The 15301-nt window shown below is 70.3% G+C and carries 16 protein-coding genes; 12 read left to right on the top strand and 4 right to left on the bottom strand.

What is annotated here, in order from left to right:
- Positions 1 to 174 carry a hypothetical protein gene (locus tag I2W78_RS08995; RefSeq protein WP_003997305.1) on the bottom strand — a complete coding sequence of 58 codons (174 nt, stop codon included), beginning with the start codon at positions 172 to 174 and terminating at the stop codon, positions 1 to 3.
- 473 nt (positions 175 to 647) lie between these two features.
- On the opposite strand from I2W78_RS08995, the gene I2W78_RS08990 reads away from it, so the two are divergent.
- The 4 genes from I2W78_RS08990 to I2W78_RS08975 all read left to right on the top strand — a co-directional run bounded on the left by I2W78_RS08990 (position 648) and on the right by I2W78_RS08975 (position 4181).
- A complete protein-coding gene (locus I2W78_RS08990) occupies positions 648 to 1301 on the top strand; it encodes a response regulator transcription factor (protein WP_007385219.1) in 654 nt (217 codons plus the stop codon).
- A 6-nt stretch (positions 1302 to 1307) separates the two neighbouring features.
- Positions 1308 to 2540, top strand: a complete 1233-nt coding sequence (locus I2W78_RS08985; protein ID WP_196458517.1) for a sensor histidine kinase — start codon at positions 1308 to 1310, stop codon at positions 2538 to 2540.
- 392 nt (positions 2541 to 2932) lie between these two features.
- On the top strand, positions 2933 to 3229 hold the full coding sequence (locus tag I2W78_RS08980; RefSeq protein ID WP_003993510.1) for a DUF4193 domain-containing protein: 297 nt from the start codon (positions 2933 to 2935) through the stop codon (positions 3227 to 3229).
- A 13-nt stretch (positions 3230 to 3242) separates the two neighbouring features.
- Positions 3243 to 4181 (top strand): hypothetical protein, encoded by a 939-nt coding sequence (locus tag I2W78_RS08975; RefSeq protein ID WP_196458516.1) that lies wholly within the window; start codon positions 3243 to 3245, stop codon positions 4179 to 4181.
- Between the two features lie 12 nt (positions 4182 to 4193).
- Here the strand turns inward: I2W78_RS08975 and I2W78_RS08970 are convergent, their stop codons facing one another.
- Positions 4194 to 4661, bottom strand: a complete 468-nt coding sequence (locus tag I2W78_RS08970; RefSeq protein ID WP_196458515.1) for a DUF3093 domain-containing protein — start codon at positions 4659 to 4661, stop codon at positions 4194 to 4196.
- A gap of 112 nt (positions 4662 to 4773) precedes the next feature.
- Here I2W78_RS08970 and I2W78_RS08965 point away from each other — a divergent pair, with 112 nt between their 5' ends.
- From I2W78_RS08965 to I2W78_RS08935, 7 genes are all read left to right on the top strand, one after another.
- Positions 4774 to 5358 carry a PaaI family thioesterase gene (locus I2W78_RS08965; protein WP_196458514.1) on the top strand — a complete coding sequence of 195 codons (585 nt, stop codon included), beginning with the start codon at positions 4774 to 4776 and terminating at the stop codon, positions 5356 to 5358.
- Positions 5355 to 5906, top strand: a complete 552-nt coding sequence (gene dut / locus I2W78_RS08960; protein ID WP_196458513.1) for a dUTP diphosphatase — start codon at positions 5355 to 5357, stop codon at positions 5904 to 5906. The genes I2W78_RS08965 and dut overlap by 4 nt, the downstream gene beginning before the upstream one ends.
- A 1-nt stretch (position 5907) precedes the next feature.
- Positions 5908 to 6672, top strand: a complete 765-nt coding sequence (locus tag I2W78_RS08955; protein WP_196458512.1) for a DUF3710 domain-containing protein — start codon at positions 5908 to 5910, stop codon at positions 6670 to 6672.
- Positions 6673 to 6872: 200 nt separating this feature from the next.
- Positions 6873 to 9413, top strand: coding sequence for a sensor histidine kinase (locus tag I2W78_RS08950; protein WP_196458511.1), 2541 nt, complete (start codon positions 6873 to 6875; stop codon positions 9411 to 9413).
- Positions 9407 to 10120: a response regulator gene (locus I2W78_RS08945; RefSeq protein ID WP_196458509.1), complete on the top strand. Its 714-nt coding sequence runs from the start codon at positions 9407 to 9409 to the stop codon at positions 10118 to 10120. Before I2W78_RS08950 ends, I2W78_RS08945 begins: the two co-directional genes overlap by 7 nt.
- An 87-nt stretch (positions 10121 to 10207) precedes the next feature.
- On the top strand, positions 10208 to 10606 hold the full coding sequence (locus I2W78_RS08940; protein ID WP_105968602.1) for an OB-fold nucleic acid binding domain-containing protein: 399 nt from the start codon (positions 10208 to 10210) through the stop codon (positions 10604 to 10606).
- Positions 10607 to 10609: 3 nt separating this feature from the next.
- Positions 10610 to 11335: a DUF3159 domain-containing protein gene (locus I2W78_RS08935; protein ID WP_196458507.1), complete on the top strand. Its 726-nt coding sequence runs from the start codon at positions 10610 to 10612 to the stop codon at positions 11333 to 11335.
- 73 nt (positions 11336 to 11408) lie between these two features.
- Here I2W78_RS08935 and I2W78_RS08930 read toward each other — a convergent pair whose 3' ends face one another.
- Complete coding sequence (locus I2W78_RS08930) at positions 11409 to 12086, bottom strand: potassium channel family protein (protein WP_196458505.1); 678 nt, start codon at positions 12084 to 12086, stop codon at positions 11409 to 11411.
- Positions 12086 to 12757, bottom strand: a complete 672-nt coding sequence (locus I2W78_RS08925) for a potassium channel family protein (protein WP_196458503.1) — start codon at positions 12755 to 12757, stop codon at positions 12086 to 12088. Before I2W78_RS08925 ends, I2W78_RS08930 begins: the two co-directional genes overlap by 1 nt.
- A gap of 395 nt (positions 12758 to 13152) precedes the next feature.
- On the opposite strand from I2W78_RS08925, the gene I2W78_RS08920 reads away from it, so the two are divergent.
- The gene (locus I2W78_RS08920; protein WP_196458501.1) at positions 13153 to 15201 is read left to right on the top strand and encodes an APC family permease; all 2049 of its coding nucleotides are present in this window, start codon (positions 13153 to 13155) and stop codon (positions 15199 to 15201) included.
- Positions 15202 to 15301 lie beyond the last annotated feature (100 nt).

The following is a 15301-nucleotide window of genomic DNA, read 5'->3' as shown; positions in this document are numbered from 1 at the left end:
TCAGACGCTTGACGCGCCGACTTCCACACCGTGCTCGGCGGCGAGACGGCGCAGGTCGTCGAGCTCGCCCTGCTCCACCTCGACGAGGAAGTCGTCGCCCTCGTCCCGGGCCCGCGTCAGGTCGGACTCGGTCGCCCTTATGCGCTGCAGAAGTCCTGCGGTGAATGCGTCCATGCTGCGCCCCCTCGTCCTGGGTCGTGGGTCGATGGCACGGGGGTGTGCCGTTCGGAAGGGGCGATCACGTCTCCCATGGGTGCCCAGCGCTGCCCTGCTGGGCGGCGACGGTGCCGGACACCCACGCCCGCTCTGCGTCAAGCGGACCGTGGCGTACCGCATGGTGCTGCGGCACAAGCAGAGCGTGATCGCGGGGTGTAAACCGTCCTCCCCCCGCTCCCTCCCGCAGAAACCTCAACCGGAGGAGAAAATCTCGCATTCCCGGATCCGGCGCCCGGTTCGCGCTGTGCCGCCACGGCGCTCGGCGCGGAGATCGCCGAGGTCCCGGCGAGGTCCGCGCCCGCTGCCGCTCCACCGCCTTACTGCCGACTTATGGCCGAAAAGGGCAGGATGGAGGTCAACACACCCCCGAAGACTCCTGCTCGCGTGCGCCCCGATGCGCTGTGCGGGCGGACAGAGGAAGGACAAGCGACGTGCGCGTACTCGTCGTCGAGGACGAGCAACTGCTCGCCGATGCGGTGGCCACCGGACTGCGCCGGGAGGCCATGGCCGTCGACGTCGTGTACGACGGTGCGGCCGCCCTGGAGCGCATCGGCGTCAACGACTACGACGTGGTCGTCCTCGACCGCGACCTCCCCCTGGTGCACGGTGACGACGTCTGCCGCAAGATCGTCGAGCTCGGCATGCCCACACGCGTGCTGATGCTCACGGCGTCCGGCGACGTCAGTGACCGCGTCGAGGGCCTGGAGATCGGCGCCGACGACTATCTCCCCAAGCCCTTCGCGTTCAGCGAGCTGACCGCACGCGTGCGTGCCCTCGGCCGCCGTACGAGCGTGCCCCTGCCGCCCGTCCTGGAGCGCGCCGGGATCAAGCTGGACCCGAACCGCCGCGAGGTCTTCCGGGACGGCAAGGAGGTGCAGCTCGCGCCGAAGGAGTTCGCCGTCCTGGAGGTGCTGATGCGCAGCGAGGGCGCCGTCGTCTCCGCCGAGCAGCTCCTGGAGAAGGCCTGGGACGAGAACACCGACCCGTTCACCAACGTGGTGCGCGTCACCGTCATGACCCTGCGCCGCAAGCTGGGCGAGCCGCCCGTCATCGTGACCGTGCCCGGCTCCGGTTACCGGATCTGATCGGCGGTGGCCGCGCACCCCGCGCCTCCCCAGGCGCCCCCGAAGCCCACCTGGGACCCCAGGAAGGCAGCCCCTCCGTTCCCGCTCCTGCGGCCGACCATCCGGATACGGCTCACGCTGCTGTACGGCGGCATGTTCCTGATCGCCGGCATCATGCTGCTGTCGATCATCTACCTGCTCGCCGCGAACGCCATGAACGTCGGCAGTGACCTGCCCTTCAAGATCCTCTCCGGCCAGGTGGCGAGCGAGACCTGCAACTTCCCGGGCTCGCCGACCGCGAGCGAGCTCAACGAGGCCATGAACGCCTGCGTCAACGAGCAGCGCCAGCACGCCTTGGACAACCTGCTCAGCCGCTCGCTGCTGGCCCTGCTCGGTCTCGCCGTGATCGCCTTCGCGTTCGGCTACGCCATGGCCGGCCGGGTGCTCTCGCCGCTCGGGCGGATCACCCGCACCGCGCGCGCGGTCGCCGGATCGGATCTGTCCCGGCGGATCGAGCTGGACGGTCCGGACGACGAGCTCAAGGAGCTGGCCGACACCTTCGACGACATGCTGGAGCGGCTGCAGCGGGCCTTCACCGCCCAGCAGCGCTTCGTCGGCAACGCCTCCCACGAGCTCAGAACCCCGCTCGCGATCAACCGCACGCTCCTCGAAGTGCACCTGTCCGACCCGGGCGCGCCCGTGGAGCTCCAGCAGCTCGGCAAGACGCTGCTGGCCACCAACGAGCGCAGCGAGCAGCTCGTGGAGGGCCTGCTGCTGCTCGCCCGCAGCGACAACCAGATCGTGGAGCGGGGGCCCGTGGACCTCGCCGAGGTCGCCTCGCAGGCCATCGACCAGGTGCACGCAGAAGCGGCGGCCAAGGGCGTGCGGTTCCGTGGCAAGCGCGAGCCCGCGGTCGTCCAGGGCAACGGCGTCCTGCTGGAGCGGATCGCGCTGAACCTGGTGCAGAACGCCGTGCGGTACAACGTCCCCGAGGACGGCTGGGTCGAGGTCACCACCGAGATCCAGCACGGCCAGGCCGTCCTGGTCGTCGCGAACACCGGGCCGGTGGTGCCGGCGTACGAGATCGACAACCTCTTCGAGCCCTTCCGGAGACTGCGCACGGAGCGCACCGGAAGCGACAAGGGCGTCGGCCTCGGCCTGTCCATCGTCCGGTCCGTGGCCCGCGCGCACGGCGGGCACATCGCGGCGCGGCCGCGGGAGGGAGGCGGCCTCGTGATGCGGGTCACTTTCCCGATCTGAGAGCCTGGCGACACACCCGGGGATGTTCGCTTTGCGCGGAATTCTCGGGGCACCCGTCCGGACGTCCCATGTGTGATCGATCACAAAGGCGATTTTCCGGCCATCTACTCTCCGTGATCATGTGAGTGGCCGAGAAGCCCGGAAAATCCGGGTTTTCCAGGGGGCTGATCACGGGAAGTACACGGTGAGACGCCTTTGAAGTGCGACATTCGGACCGTGTACGGTCCCGATCGCCATCCAAGCCGATCACTCGTGAGGAGTCCGGTTGGGTGTCGATTGAGTAACAGACCTTGATGTGAGGCAAAATCTCCGCCTCGGGTCGGGCACAAGTCCGGCCTCTCACGCGTTACGTGCGCTGGAGACACCGCAGACACCCGGAGGGGGAGAGCGACATGGCAACCGATTACGACACTCCACGCAAGACCGACGACGACGTCGACTCGGACAGCCTTGAAGAGCTGAAGGCCCGGCGGAACGACAAGTCCGCCTCGGCCGTGGACGTCGACGAATTCGAGGCCGCCGAGGGCCTTGAGCTGCCCGGCGCCGACCTCTCGAACGAGGAGCTGGCGGTCCGCGTCCTGCCGAAGCAGCAGGACGAGTTCACGTGCATGAGCTGCTTCCTGGTCCACCACCGCAGCCAGCTGGCCCGGGAGAAGAACGGTCAGCCGATCTGCCGCGACTGCGACTGAGGCGGGGTCGGCCGTGACTGGCTCGACCCCACCCAGGAAGCGCCGCTTCCCCTGGGGAGCGGACTCGGGGCCGTCCGACGGCCCTCACGGCGTGCGTGACGACGAGCGGGGCTCCTCCGCCACGGGACCGGTCCCTACGGGGTCGGCCTCGCTCGAACGCGCCGGTGACCGGGCTGACCTCCCGGTGCCGGCCCAGGGTCCCACCCCCGTCGCCAGACGGCGGGCGGCGGTGATCCGGGACAGGGCCAGGGAGCTGGCCAGGGACGGCGTCCGCAAGGGCGGCCAGCACGCCAGGGCGGGCCTCGGGTATCTCGCCGACCGGCTGATCGAGATGGCCCCCCGGATCCCCGTACGAGACCTGGCGACGCTGCGCAGGCACTTCCCCGGCCTCGGTCCCGAGCAGCTCGCGGACAAGCTGGTCGCGGGCGCGGCGAACGCGTCGGGGACGGTCGGAGCGGGCGTGGGAGCGGCGGCGATGCTGCCCGTGCCGCCCGCGATGCCCGCCGAGCTGGCCGCGGAGATCACCGGGGTCGCGGCGATAGAGCTGAAGCTGATCGCCGAGCTCCACGAGGTCTACGGCGTGCGGCCGCCGGGCAACCTCAAGGACCGCAGCAGCGCCTACCTGAGGTCCTGGTCGGAGGAGCGGGGCATCGATCCCCTGAAGCCCTCGACGGTCAACTCCGCCCTCGGCGGTCACATGAAGCGGCAGCTGCGCCAGCAGATCATGAAGCGCATGGTGCGCAACCTGCCCAACCTGATGCCGTTCATGGTCGGTGCCGCGGTCGGCGCGGTCATGAACCGGCGGGACACCAAGAAGCTCGCCTCGCGGATCCGAGCGGACCTGCGCAAGATGCAGGTGCCCTGGGACCAGCTGACGGAGCTGCCGCCCCTGGAGCGCCCCCCGGACGCGCTGCCGATGGGCAACGGGGAGCCGCCGGAGCCCGGGCGCTGAGCGGCGCCGCCGTTACGCGGCAGCCGCTTCCCTCGCCGTCCTGATCGCCTCCGCCAGCCGCTCCGGCTCACGCGTCGACAGGTACAGGTACGGCGTCGGGTCCGCGGGATCGGTGATCGCGACGCGCAGGGCCGTGGGGATGTAGGCGCGCAGCAGCATGAAGGCGCGGGTGTCGGCCTTGTGGGTGCGCCAGGCCCGGGCCTCCTCGGGGCTCAGGATCTCGACCTCGCCCAGCGCCGTGACCGGGACCTTCGCCTCGCCGGCGATCAGGGAACCGCCCACCACGCGGATGCGGACCGAGCCGTAGGAACTCGCCGCCACCGCCGCGGCGGCCGTGCCGCCGACCAGGCCGCCCAGCATCGGCAGCGTGCCGAACGGCAGCAGGATCAGGGCGAGCGAGACCCCGGCCAGGAAGCTGATCAGCCACCAGGAGCGGGGCGCGGTGAGGCGTTCTTCGTAAGGGGCGGCGGAGAGCTGCATGACGTCAAGCTTGGCACGGTGTCCGCGCGCCGCCAGGATCAGGGGGGCCAGTGCGCAGCGCTGTCAGGCAGGGCGGTGGTGGGAGACGGGCGGGCGGGTAAGGTCTGCGCCTGTGAGTGGTACATCCCCGACTTTGACGCCGCCCGCCGACGCGAAGAAGCCGGTGCGGCACGCCGACGCTCCCGCGCCCGGTGAGCTCCTCGGCGCGCACTACGGCCAGTGCTTCGGCTGCGGCGGTGAACAGCCGCACGGGCTGCACCTGGCGGCGCGGGCCGGCGAAGGGGTGTCGATCACCGCTGAGTTCACCGTACGGCCCGAACACCAGGGCGCTCCCGGCCTCGCGCACGGCGGAGTGCTCGCCACCGCCCTCGACGAGACACTCGGCTCGCTGAACTGGCTGCTGCGCACCATCGCCGTGACCGGCCGGCTGGAGACCGACTTCGTCCGTCCCGTGCCGGTGGGCACCACACTGCACCTCGCGGCCGAGGTGACCGCGGTGGCCGGACGGAAGATCTACTCGACGGCCACCGGACGCGTCGGCGCCCCCGACGGCCCCGTCGCCGTCCGTGCCGACGCCCTCTTCATCGAGGTCAAGGTCGAACACTTCGTCGACCATGGCCGCGAGGAGGAGATCCAGGCCGCCATGAACGACCCCGACCAGATTCGGCGCGCCCGCGCCTTCGAGGTGAACCCGTGAGCCGCGACCCCGTGAACGTGCTGATCCGGCGCGTCGACCCGGACGTACCGCTTCCCGCGTATGCACACCCCGGTGACGCGGGAGCCGATCTGCGCACCACCGAGGCCTGCGAACTGGCGCCGGGTGAACGAGCCGTGCTGCCCACGGGAGTGTCTGTGGCGCTGCCCGAGGGGTACGCGGCCTTCGTGCACCCGCGTTCCGGTCTCGCCGCCCGCTGCGGTGTCGCCCTCGTGAATGCCCCGGGGACGGTTGATGCCGGGTACCGTGGGGAGATCAAGGTGATCGTGGTGAATCTCGACCCGCGCGAGACCGTGCGGTTCGAGCGCTTCGACCGGATTGCCCAACTGGTCGTCCAGCAGGTCGAGAGGGTCCGCTTCCAGGTGGTGGCGGAGCTTCCCGGCTCGGCGCGGGCCGCGGGGGGCTTCGGGTCCACCGGCGGTCATGCCGCGGTGGGCGACGGGGGCGGCACAAGCGGTCATGCCGCCGTCGGCGGCAAGGCGGGTGGGAATCGATACGCTTCGGTCGTATCCGACCGGGAAGGACAGTGACGTGTTCGGACGTCGCAAGAAGAAGGGTGCCGCCGAGGACGCGGCCGGCGAGGCCGAGCAGGTCGTCGACAGCGTCGACACTGAGGCGGACGACGAGGTCGGTCGCGAGCGGGTGCGGCTGGAGCCGGAGCCGCGTCCCGACGGACCGTGGGACAGCTCCGAGGTGCGGGATCCGGCCGAGGGCCGGGTCGACCTGGGCGGGCTGTTCGTGCCGGGAGTCGACGGCATGGAGCTGCGGGTGGAGGTCGCGGGTGACGCGATCGTCGCGGCGACCGTCGCGCTCCGGGACAGCGCCATCCAGCTCCAGGCCTTCGCCGCCCCCAAGCGCGAGGGCATCTGGGGCGAGGTGCGCGAGGAGATCGGCACCGGCATCACGCAGCAGGGCGGCATCGTCGACGAGGTCGAGGGCTCGCTCGGCTGGGAGCTGCGGGCCCAGGTGCCGGTGCAGCTGCCGGACGGCACGGGCGGCTTCCAGGTCGTCCGGTTCGTCGGTGTGGACGGGCCCCGCTGGTTCCTGCGCGGTGTGATCTCGGGTCAGGCCGCGGTGCAGCCGCAGGCGGCCGGGCTGCTGGAGAACATCTTCCGGGACACGGTCGTGGTCCGCGGCGAGGGCCCGATGGCGCCCCGCGACCCGATCGTCCTCAAGCTGCCGAACGACGCGCAGATGGTCCCCGAGGGCGTCCAGCAGGACGACCAGGCCAACTCCCGCTTCTCCGGCGGCATGGGGCAGCTGCAGCGCGGACCGGAGATCACCGAGGTCCGCTGAGTAAGGAAGCTGAGAAGGAAAAGGAAAACGGACACGACAAGGGCCGCATCCCGTGGGGGTGCGGCCTTTGTCGATGCCCGGCGCGTCAGGGTTCTGTCAAAGACGTCCCCGCACCCCCTCGTCGTCCCGTTTGCCCGGAACGTTGGCCGTAAGGTCGACGCTGCGTACGCAGCAGTTTGCGGAAGACGGACAATGAGGCCATGGCACGCGGCAAGCTTCGGATCTACCTCGGTGCGGCACCGGGCGTGGGCAAGACGTACGCCATGCTGTCCGAGGCCCACCGCCGGGTGGAGCGCGGCACGGACTGCGTGGTGGCCTTCGTCGAGCACTACGACCGGCCCCGCACCGAGGTGATGCTGCACGGCCTGGAACAGATCCCGCGCAAGCGGCTGGAGTACCGCGGCGGCACCTTCACCGAGATGGACGTGGACGCCGTCCTGGCCCGCCGCCCGCAGGTCGCCCTGGTGGACGAACTCGCCCACACCAACGTCCCGGGCTCACGCAACGCCAAGCGCTGGCAGGACGTCGAGGAACTGCTGGCGGCCGGCGTCGACGTGATCTCCACCGTCAACATCCAGCACCTGGAGTCCCTCGGAGACGTGGTCGAGTCGATCACGGGGGTCCGGCAGCGGGAGACCGTGCCGGACGAAGTCGTCCGGCGGGCGGACCAGATCGAGCTTGTCGACATGTCGCCGGAGGCGCTGCGCCGCCGTATGGCGCACGGCAACATCTACACGCCCGACAAGGTGGATGCCGCCCTGTCGAACTACTTCCGGCCGGGAAACCTGACCGCCCTGCGCGAGTTGGCGCTGCTGTGGGTGGCCGACCGGGTCGACGAGTATCTGAAGCAGTACCGCAGCGAGCACCGGGTGTCGAAGATCTGGGGCTCGCGGGAGCGGATCGTGGTGGGTCTGACCGGCGGCCCGGAGGGGCGCACCCTGATCCGGCGTGCGGCCCGCCTGGCGGAGAAGGGCGCCGGCGGCGAGGTGCTCGCCGTCTACATAGCGCGCAGCGACGGACTCACGGCCGCCTCCCCGAAGGAACTCGCCGTCCAGCGCACCCTGGTCGAGGACCTCGGCGGCACCTTCCACCACGTCGTCGGCGACGACATACCGGCCGCGCTGCTGGACTTCGCGCGCGGTGTGAACGCCACCCAGATCGTCCTCGGGTCGTCGCGGCGCAAGACCTGGCAGTACGTCTTCGGACCCGGCGTCGGCGCGACGGTCGCCCGCGAGTCCGGTCCCGACCTCGACGTCCACATCGTCACCCACGAGGAGGTCGCCAAGGGACGCGGACTGCCCGTGGCCCGGGGCGCGCGGCTGGGGCGGGCCCGGATCATCTGGGGCTGGACCGTCGGCCTCGCCGGTCCGGCGATCATGGCGGTGGTGCTGAACGCCGTCGACCTCGGCCTCGCCAACAACGTGCTGCTCTTCCTGACCCTGACGGTCGCGGCGGCCCTGCTCGGCGGGCTGCTGCCGGCGCTGGCCTCGGCAGCCTTCGGATCGTTCCTGCTGAACTACTTCTTCACCCCGCCCCTGCACCGGCTGACCATCGCCGACTCGAAGAACATCGTCGCGCTGGTGATCTTCGTGGCCGTCGCGGTGTCCGTGGCGTCGGTGGTGGACATCGCCGCCCGGCGCACCCACCAGGCGGCCCGGCTGCGGGCGGAGTCGGAGATCCTGTCCTTCCTCGCGGGCAATGTGCTGCGCGGCGAGACCAGTCTGGAGGCCCTGCTGGAGCGGGTGCGCGAGACCTTCGGCATGGAGTCGGCCGCGCTGCTGGAGCGCCAGAGCGACGTCGACCCGTGGACGTGCGTGGGCCGCGCCGGCTTCGGCGGGCCGGTGGCACGCCCCGAGGACGCGGACGTGGACATGCCCGTCGGTGACCACATGGCGCTCGCGCTGACCGGCCGGGTGCTGCCCGCCGAGGACCGCCGGGTGCTGGCCGCGTTCGCCGCCCAGGCCGTGGTCGTACTGGACCGCCGCCGCCTGAAGGAGGAGGCCGACCAGGCGCGTGCGCTGGCCGAGGGCAACCGCATCCGCACGGCCCTGCTGGCCGCCGTCAGCCACGACCTGCGTACTCCACTGGCCGGGATCAAGGCGGCCGTCTCCAGCCTGCGGTCCGACGACGTGGCGTGGTCCGAGGAGGACCGGGCGGAGCTGCTCGAAGGCATCGAGGAGGGCGCCGACCGGCTCGACCATCTGGTCGGCAACCTGCTCGACATGTCCCGCCTGCAGACCGGCACGGTCACGCCGATCATCCGCGAGGTCGACCTCGACGAGGTCGTCCCGATGGCGCTGGGCGGCGTACCCGAGGACAGCGTGGTCCTGGACGTGCCGGAGACGCTGCCCATGGTCCGGGTGGACGCCGGGCTGCTGGAGCGGGCGGTGGCCAACGTCGTGGAGAACGCGGTCAAGTACAGCCCGGACGGTACGCCCGTGCTGGTCGCCGCCAGCGCCATCGCCGACCGCGTCGAGGTGCGGGTCGTGGACCGGGGACCGGGCGTGCCGGACGACGTGAAGGAACGCATCTTCGAGCCGTTCCAGCGGTACGGCGACGCCCCGCGCGGTGCCGGAGTCGGCCTTGGTCTCGCGGTCGCCCGCGGCTTCGCCGAGGCCATGGGCGGCACCCTCAACGCCGAGGACACCCCCGGCGGCGGCCTCACCATGGTCCTCACCCTCCGCGCGGGAACGCGCCCCGAGTTTCTCTCCGTACCCTCAGAAAGGCAGGCTTCATGGTGAGTCTCACTGGGGGTGCTCCCCAGACCCCCAGAGTGCTCGTGGTCGACGACGAGCCACAGATCGTGCGCGCTCTCGTGATCAACCTCAAGGCGCGCAAGTACGAGGTCGACGCGGCCCACGACGGGGCCACCGCCCTCCAGCTCGCCGCCGCCCGCCACCCCGACGTGGTGGTCCTCGACCTGGGGCTGCCCGACATGGACGGCGTCGAGGTGATCAGGGGGCTGCGGGGCTGGACGAGGGTGCCGATCATCGTGCTCTCGGCCCGGCACTCCTCCGACGAGAAGGTCGAGGCGCTCGACGCGGGCGCCGACGACTACGTCACCAAGCCCTTCGGCATGGACGAGCTGCTCGCCCGGCTGCGCGCCGCCGTTCGCCGTGCCGAGCCCGTCGGGGCCGGTGAGGACGAGGTGGTCGTGGAGACCGACGAGTTCACCGTCGACCTCGCCGCGAAGAAGGTCAACCGCGGCGGCCGAGACGTACGGCTGACGCCCACGGAGTGGCATCTGCTGGAGGTGCTGGTGCGCAACACCGGCCGACTGGTCAGCCAGAAGCAGCTGTTGCAGGAGGTGTGGGGGCCGTCGTACGGGACGGAGACGAACTACCTGCGCGTGTACATGGCGCAGTTGCGGCGCAAGCTGGAGCCGGATCCGTCGCATCCGAAGCACTTCATTACCGAGCCGGGGATGGGGTACCGCTTCGAGAAGTGACTCGGGACCGCGGTGTCGGTTCGGGCCGTGGCACGGGGGTAGGTGACGGGGGTACGTTGCTGTCAGTCACCCCGGTAGGCTTCAGACATGAGTGCTGTTCCTCGTTCCGAAAAGCCGGTGGGCCGGTTCCGGCGCATGCTCGACCGGCTCTCCTCTTCGCAGGAGGACCTGGAGTCCGAGGAGCTGCGGGAGGACGCCGAGACCGCGGGCTGTACGCGCATCGGTGACTGCCATGACCGACAGATCGTCACGGTTACTGGTACCTTGCGCACGGTCACGCTGCGTCCGCGCGCGGGAGTCCCGGCTCTGGAGGCCGAGCTGTTCGACGGCTCCGCCGCACTGGACGTCGTGTGGCTGGGCCGGCGCTCCATCGTCGGGATAGAACCGGGGCGCAAGCTGATCGCATCGGGCCGGATCTCCATGAGCCGGGGCCGCCGGGTGCTCTTCAACCCCAAGTACGAACTGAGACCCCTCGGACGGGAGTAGCCGGTGACGTCGCTCGACAAGCCGACTGAACACACCGAAGACACGGAGCACGACACCCGGGCAGTGACGGAGGCCGCGCTGTTCGAGGCCTTCGGCGGCGTGCGGGGCATGATCGAGACGGTGCTGCCCGGCCTCCTCTTCGTGACCATCTTCACGATCAACAAGGACCTGCACCTGTCGGCGTTCGCCGCTCTGGGCGTGTCCGTGCTGCTCGTGCTGGTCCGCCTGGCCATGAAGGACACCGTCAAGCACGCCTTCAGCGGTGTCTTCGGCGTGGCCTTCGGTGTCGTCTTCGCGATGATGACCGGCGAGGCCAGGGACTTCTACCTGCCGGGCATGCTCTACACGCTGGGCCTGGCGCTGGCGTACATCATCACCACGCTGGCCGGCGTGCCGCTGATCGGCCTGATGCTTGGCCCGGTCTTCAAGGAGAACCTCTCCTGGCGCACCCGCAACCCGGGCCGCAAGAAGGCGTACGCCAAGGCCAGCTGGGCGTGGGGACTGATCCTGCTCGCCAAGTGCGCGATCCTCTTCCCGCTGTACTGGTGGGCCGACACCACGCAGCTCGGCTGGGTGCTGGTCACGCTGAAGATCCCGCCCTTCCTGCTGGCGGTGTGGCTGACCTGGGTCTTCCTGGCCAAGGCGCCGCCGCCCATCGACGTCTTCGCCGAGATGGAGGCGGAGGAGAAGCGCCGGGAGGCCGAGGCGCGGTCGGCGTCGGCCGAGTAGACATCCGGGCATCCGGGTTCAACGAGCGAGGGCGCCCTGCGATCGCAGGGCGCCCTCGCTCGTCGTGGGAGAGCTACTCCACCGGGTGTTCCCGGCGGACCGACAGCAGGTCCTCCAGCTGCTCCTCACGGGCCTGCGCCGCCACGAAGAGCAGTTCGTCGCCGGCCTCCAGGGAGTCCTCCCGGGACGGGGTGAGGACGCGGGTGCCGCGGATGATGGTGACCAGGGAGGTGTCCTCGGGCCACTCCACGTCGCCGACCTGGGTGCCGGCCAGGGCCGACTCCTCCGGCAGGGTCAGCTCGACGAGGTTGGCGTCGCCGTGGCTGAAGCGCAGCAGGCGGACCAGGTCGCCGACGCTGACCGCCTCCTCGACCAGGGCCGACATCAGGCGCGGGGTGGAGACGGCGACGTCGACGCCCCAGGCCTCGTTGAACAGCCACTCGTTCTTCGGGTTGTTGACGCGGGCGACGACGCGCGGGACGCCGTACTCCGTCTTGGCCAGCAGGGAGACGACCAGGTTCACCTTGTCGTCGCCCGTCGCGGCGATCACGACGTTGCAGCGCTGGAGCGCCGCCTCGTCCAGGGACGTGATCTCGCAGGCGTCGGCGAGCAGCCACTCCGCCTGCGGAACGCGCTCGACCGAGATGGCGGTCGGCGCCTTGTCGATGAGCAGGACCTCGTGGCCGTTCTCCAGCAGCTCACCGGCGATCGACCGGCCGACCGCGCCGGCTCCGGCAATGGCGACGCGCATCAGTGACCGCCCTCCTTCACGGGTCCCTCGGCGAACGACGCCTCGACCTTCTCGACATCGTCGCTGCGCATCATGACGTGCACCAGGTCGCCCTCCTGCAACACCGTCTGCGAGGTGGGCAGTATGGCCTCGCCGAGCCGGGTGAGGAACGCGACGCGGACGCCCGTCTCCTCCTGCAGCTTGCTGATCTTGTGGCCGACCCAGGCGCTGGAGGCGTGCACCTCGGCGAGCTGGACGCCGCCGGTCGGGTCGCGCCACAGCGGCTCGGAGCCGGACGGCAGCAGCCGGCGCAGCATCTGGTCCGCCGTCCAGCGGACCGTGGCGACCGTCGGAATGCCGAGGCGCTGGTAGACCTCGGCGCGCCGGGGGTCGTAGATGCGGGCCGCGACGTTCTCGACGCCGAACATCTCGCGGGCCACCCGGGCGGCGATGATGTTGGAGTTGTCGCCGCTGGAGACCGCGGCGAAGGCGCCGGCCTCCTCGATGCCGGCCTCGCGCAGGGTGTCCTGGTCGAAGCCGACGCCGGTGACCCTTCGGCCACCGAACGAGGAGCCCAGTCGTCGGAAGGCGGTGGGGTCCTGGTCGATCACGGCGACCGTGTGCCCCTGTTGCTCCAGGGTCTGGGCGAGAGCGGACCCCACTCTGCCGCAGCCCATGATGACGATGTGCACGACCGTCCTTCCGAGGTCAGGAGATGTTGACTTGGCTTGAAACAGGGTCTCAGACCGCCGTCCAAGCTACACACGCACGGTCCTCGGCGGGGACCCCCGTGCAGGGGGCGCGGTGGTCAACGGCGGCTGATGCTCCAGACACTGAGGACGGTGAGGATGCCGAGGCCTACGAGGGCGGCGGTGGCGCCGATGAGCTCTGCGGTCGCGGGCATGGGACCTCCAGGGGGATCGTTCAGACAGGAGGATGGTCTGACAGGAAGGGTTTTGTCATATAGGCATGCGGATGTTGGTGTCGGCCGGATCCATGGCCTGACCTGCCGGGTTTTTCACTCGGGGGGCAGATGCGGGGGAGGCCGGTGGGCGCCCCCCTGTTCGAAGGCTTACGATCCTCTGTTGTGTCCAAACTGACCGACGTGCCCAAACGGATCCTGATCGGGCGCGCACTGCGCAGTGACCGGCTGGGGGAAACACTCCTGCCCAAGCGCGTCGCACTCCCCGTCTTCGCCTCCGACCCGCTCTCCTCCGTGGCGTACGCGCCCGGCGAGGTGCTGCTGGTCCTGTCCATCGCGGGTGTGTCGGCCTACCACTTCAGCCCCTGGATCGCCGCCGCGGTCGTCGTGCTGATGTTCACGGTCGTCGCCTCCTACCGGCAGAACGTGCACGCCTACCCGAGCGGCGGCGGCGACTACGAGGTCGCGACCACCAACCTCGGCCCCAAGGCCGGTCTCACCGTGGCCAGCGCCCTGCTCGTCGACTACGTGCTGACCGTCGCCGTCTCCATCTCCTCCGGCATCGAGAACCTCGGCTCGGCGATCCCGTTCGTCGTCGAGCACAAGGTGTTCTGCGCGATGGCCGTGATCCTCCTGCTGACCCTGATGAACCTGCGCGGGGTCAAGGAGTCGGGCACGCTGTTCGCCATTCCGACCTACGTCTTCGTCACCGGCGTCTTCATCATGATCGCCTGGGGTTCCTTCCGCGGACTGGTGCTGGACGACACCATGCGGGCGCCGACCGCCGACTTCGAGATCAAGGCCGAGCACCAGGGCCTCGCGGGTTTCGCGCTGGTCTTCCTGCTGCTGCGGGCCTTCTCCTCCGGCTGCGCCGCGCTCACCGGCGTCGAGGCGATCTCCAACGGCGTCCCCGCCTTTCGCAAGCCCAAGTCGCGCAACGCGGCGACCACGCTGGCGCTGATGGGCCTGCTGGCCGTCACCATGTTCTGCGGCATCATCGGCCTCGCCATGGCCTCCAACGTCCGGATGGCCGAGAACCCGGCCCACGACCTGCTCGTCAACGGCGTCCCGGTCGGCTCCGACTACGTGCAGAACCCGGTGATCTCGCAGGTCGCGGAGGCGGTCTTCGGCAAGGGCAGCTTCCTGTTCATCGTGCTGGCCGCGGCCACCGCGCTGGTGCTGTTCCTCGCCGCGAACACCGCGTACAACGGTTTCCCCGTGCTCGGCTCGATCCTCGCTCAGGACCGCTACCTCCCGCGCCAGCTGCACACCCGCGGCGACCGCCTCGCCTTCTCCAACGGCATCGTGCTGCTGGCCGGCGCCGCCGCACTGCTGGTGTGGATCTACGAGGCCGACTCCACGCGGCTGATCCAGCTGTACATCGTCGGCGTGTTCGTGTCCTTCACGCTCAGCCAGACCGGCATGGTCCGCCACTGGAACCGCCACCTGGCCACGGAGAAGGACCCCGCCAAGCGCCGCCACATGATCCGCTCCCGCGCGATCAACGCCTTCGGCGCCTTCTTCACCGCCCTGGTCCTGGTCGTCGTGCTGGTGACCAAGTTCAGCCACGGCGCCTGGGTCGCGCTGCTCGGCATGGTGATCTTCTACGTGATGATGACCGCGATCCGCCGCCACTACGACCACGTGTCCAAGGAACTCGCCGCCCCCGAGGGCCCGAGCGACGACATCGTCCGCCCCTCCCGGATCCACTCCGTGGTGCTGATCTCCAAGATCCACCGACCGGCGCTGCGCGCCCTGGCCTACGCCAAGCTGCTGCGCTCGGACACCCTTGAGGCCCTCAGCGTCAACGTCGACCCGGCCGACACCAAGGTGCTGCGCGAGGAGTGGGAACGACGCGGGATCACCGTACCGCTGAAGGTGCTGGACTCGCCCTACCGCGAGGTCACGCGGCCGGTCATCGAGTACGTGAAGAGTCTGCGGCGGGAGTCGCCGCGCGACGTGGTGTCCGTGATCATCCCGGAGTACGTGGTCGGGCACTGGTACGAGCATCTGCTGCACAACCAGAGCGCGTTGCGCCTGAAGGGCCGGCTGCTGTTCACGCCGGGTGTGATGGTGACGTCGGTGCCGTACCAGCTGGCGTCGTCGGAGGTGGCGAAGAAGCGGGCCGGGAAGCGGCAGGAGTGGAACGCGCCCGGGTCGGTGCGGCGGGGGCCCGCCCAGGAGCGGCCGCGCGAGCCGAGCGGCAAGGAGTGAGCGGGGCCGGTGCCGGGGACCGCGCTGCGGTGCCCGCCACCGGCGTCCGGGGGAGCACGTAGACTGGTGGGCTGTTGTCCGGTCGTACCCTCTCTCGTAT

The organism is Streptomyces spinoverrucosus (assembly GCF_015712165.1).
GTDB lineage: Bacteria > Actinomycetota > Actinomycetes > Streptomycetales > Streptomycetaceae > Streptomyces > Streptomyces spinoverrucosus_A.
Note: the sequence above shows the minus strand (reverse complement) of the source record. Positions and strands in the feature narration are given on the sequence as shown.

Coding starts and splice junctions, on each gene's coding strand:
- I2W78_RS08950 (WP_196458511.1), top strand. CDS start 6,873: ATGGCACGCGGCAAGCTTCGGATCTACCTCGGTGCGGCACCGGGCGTG.
- I2W78_RS08940 (WP_105968602.1), top strand. CDS start 10,208: ATGAGTGCTGTTCCTCGTTCCGAAAAGCCGGTGGGCCGGTTCCGGCGC.
- I2W78_RS08930 (WP_196458505.1), bottom strand. CDS start 12,086: ATGCGCGTCGCCATTGCCGGAGCCGGCGCGGTCGGCCGGTCGATCGCC.
- I2W78_RS08980 (WP_003993510.1), top strand. CDS start 2,933: ATGGCAACCGATTACGACACTCCACGCAAGACCGACGACGACGTCGAC.
- I2W78_RS08945 (WP_196458509.1), top strand. CDS start 9,407: ATGGTGAGTCTCACTGGGGGTGCTCCCCAGACCCCCAGAGTGCTCGTG.
- I2W78_RS08995 (WP_003997305.1), bottom strand. CDS start 174: ATGGACGCATTCACCGCAGGACTTCTGCAGCGCATAAGGGCGACCGAG.
- I2W78_RS08970 (WP_196458515.1), bottom strand. CDS start 4,661: ATGCAGCTCTCCGCCGCCCCTTACGAAGAACGCCTCACCGCGCCCCGC.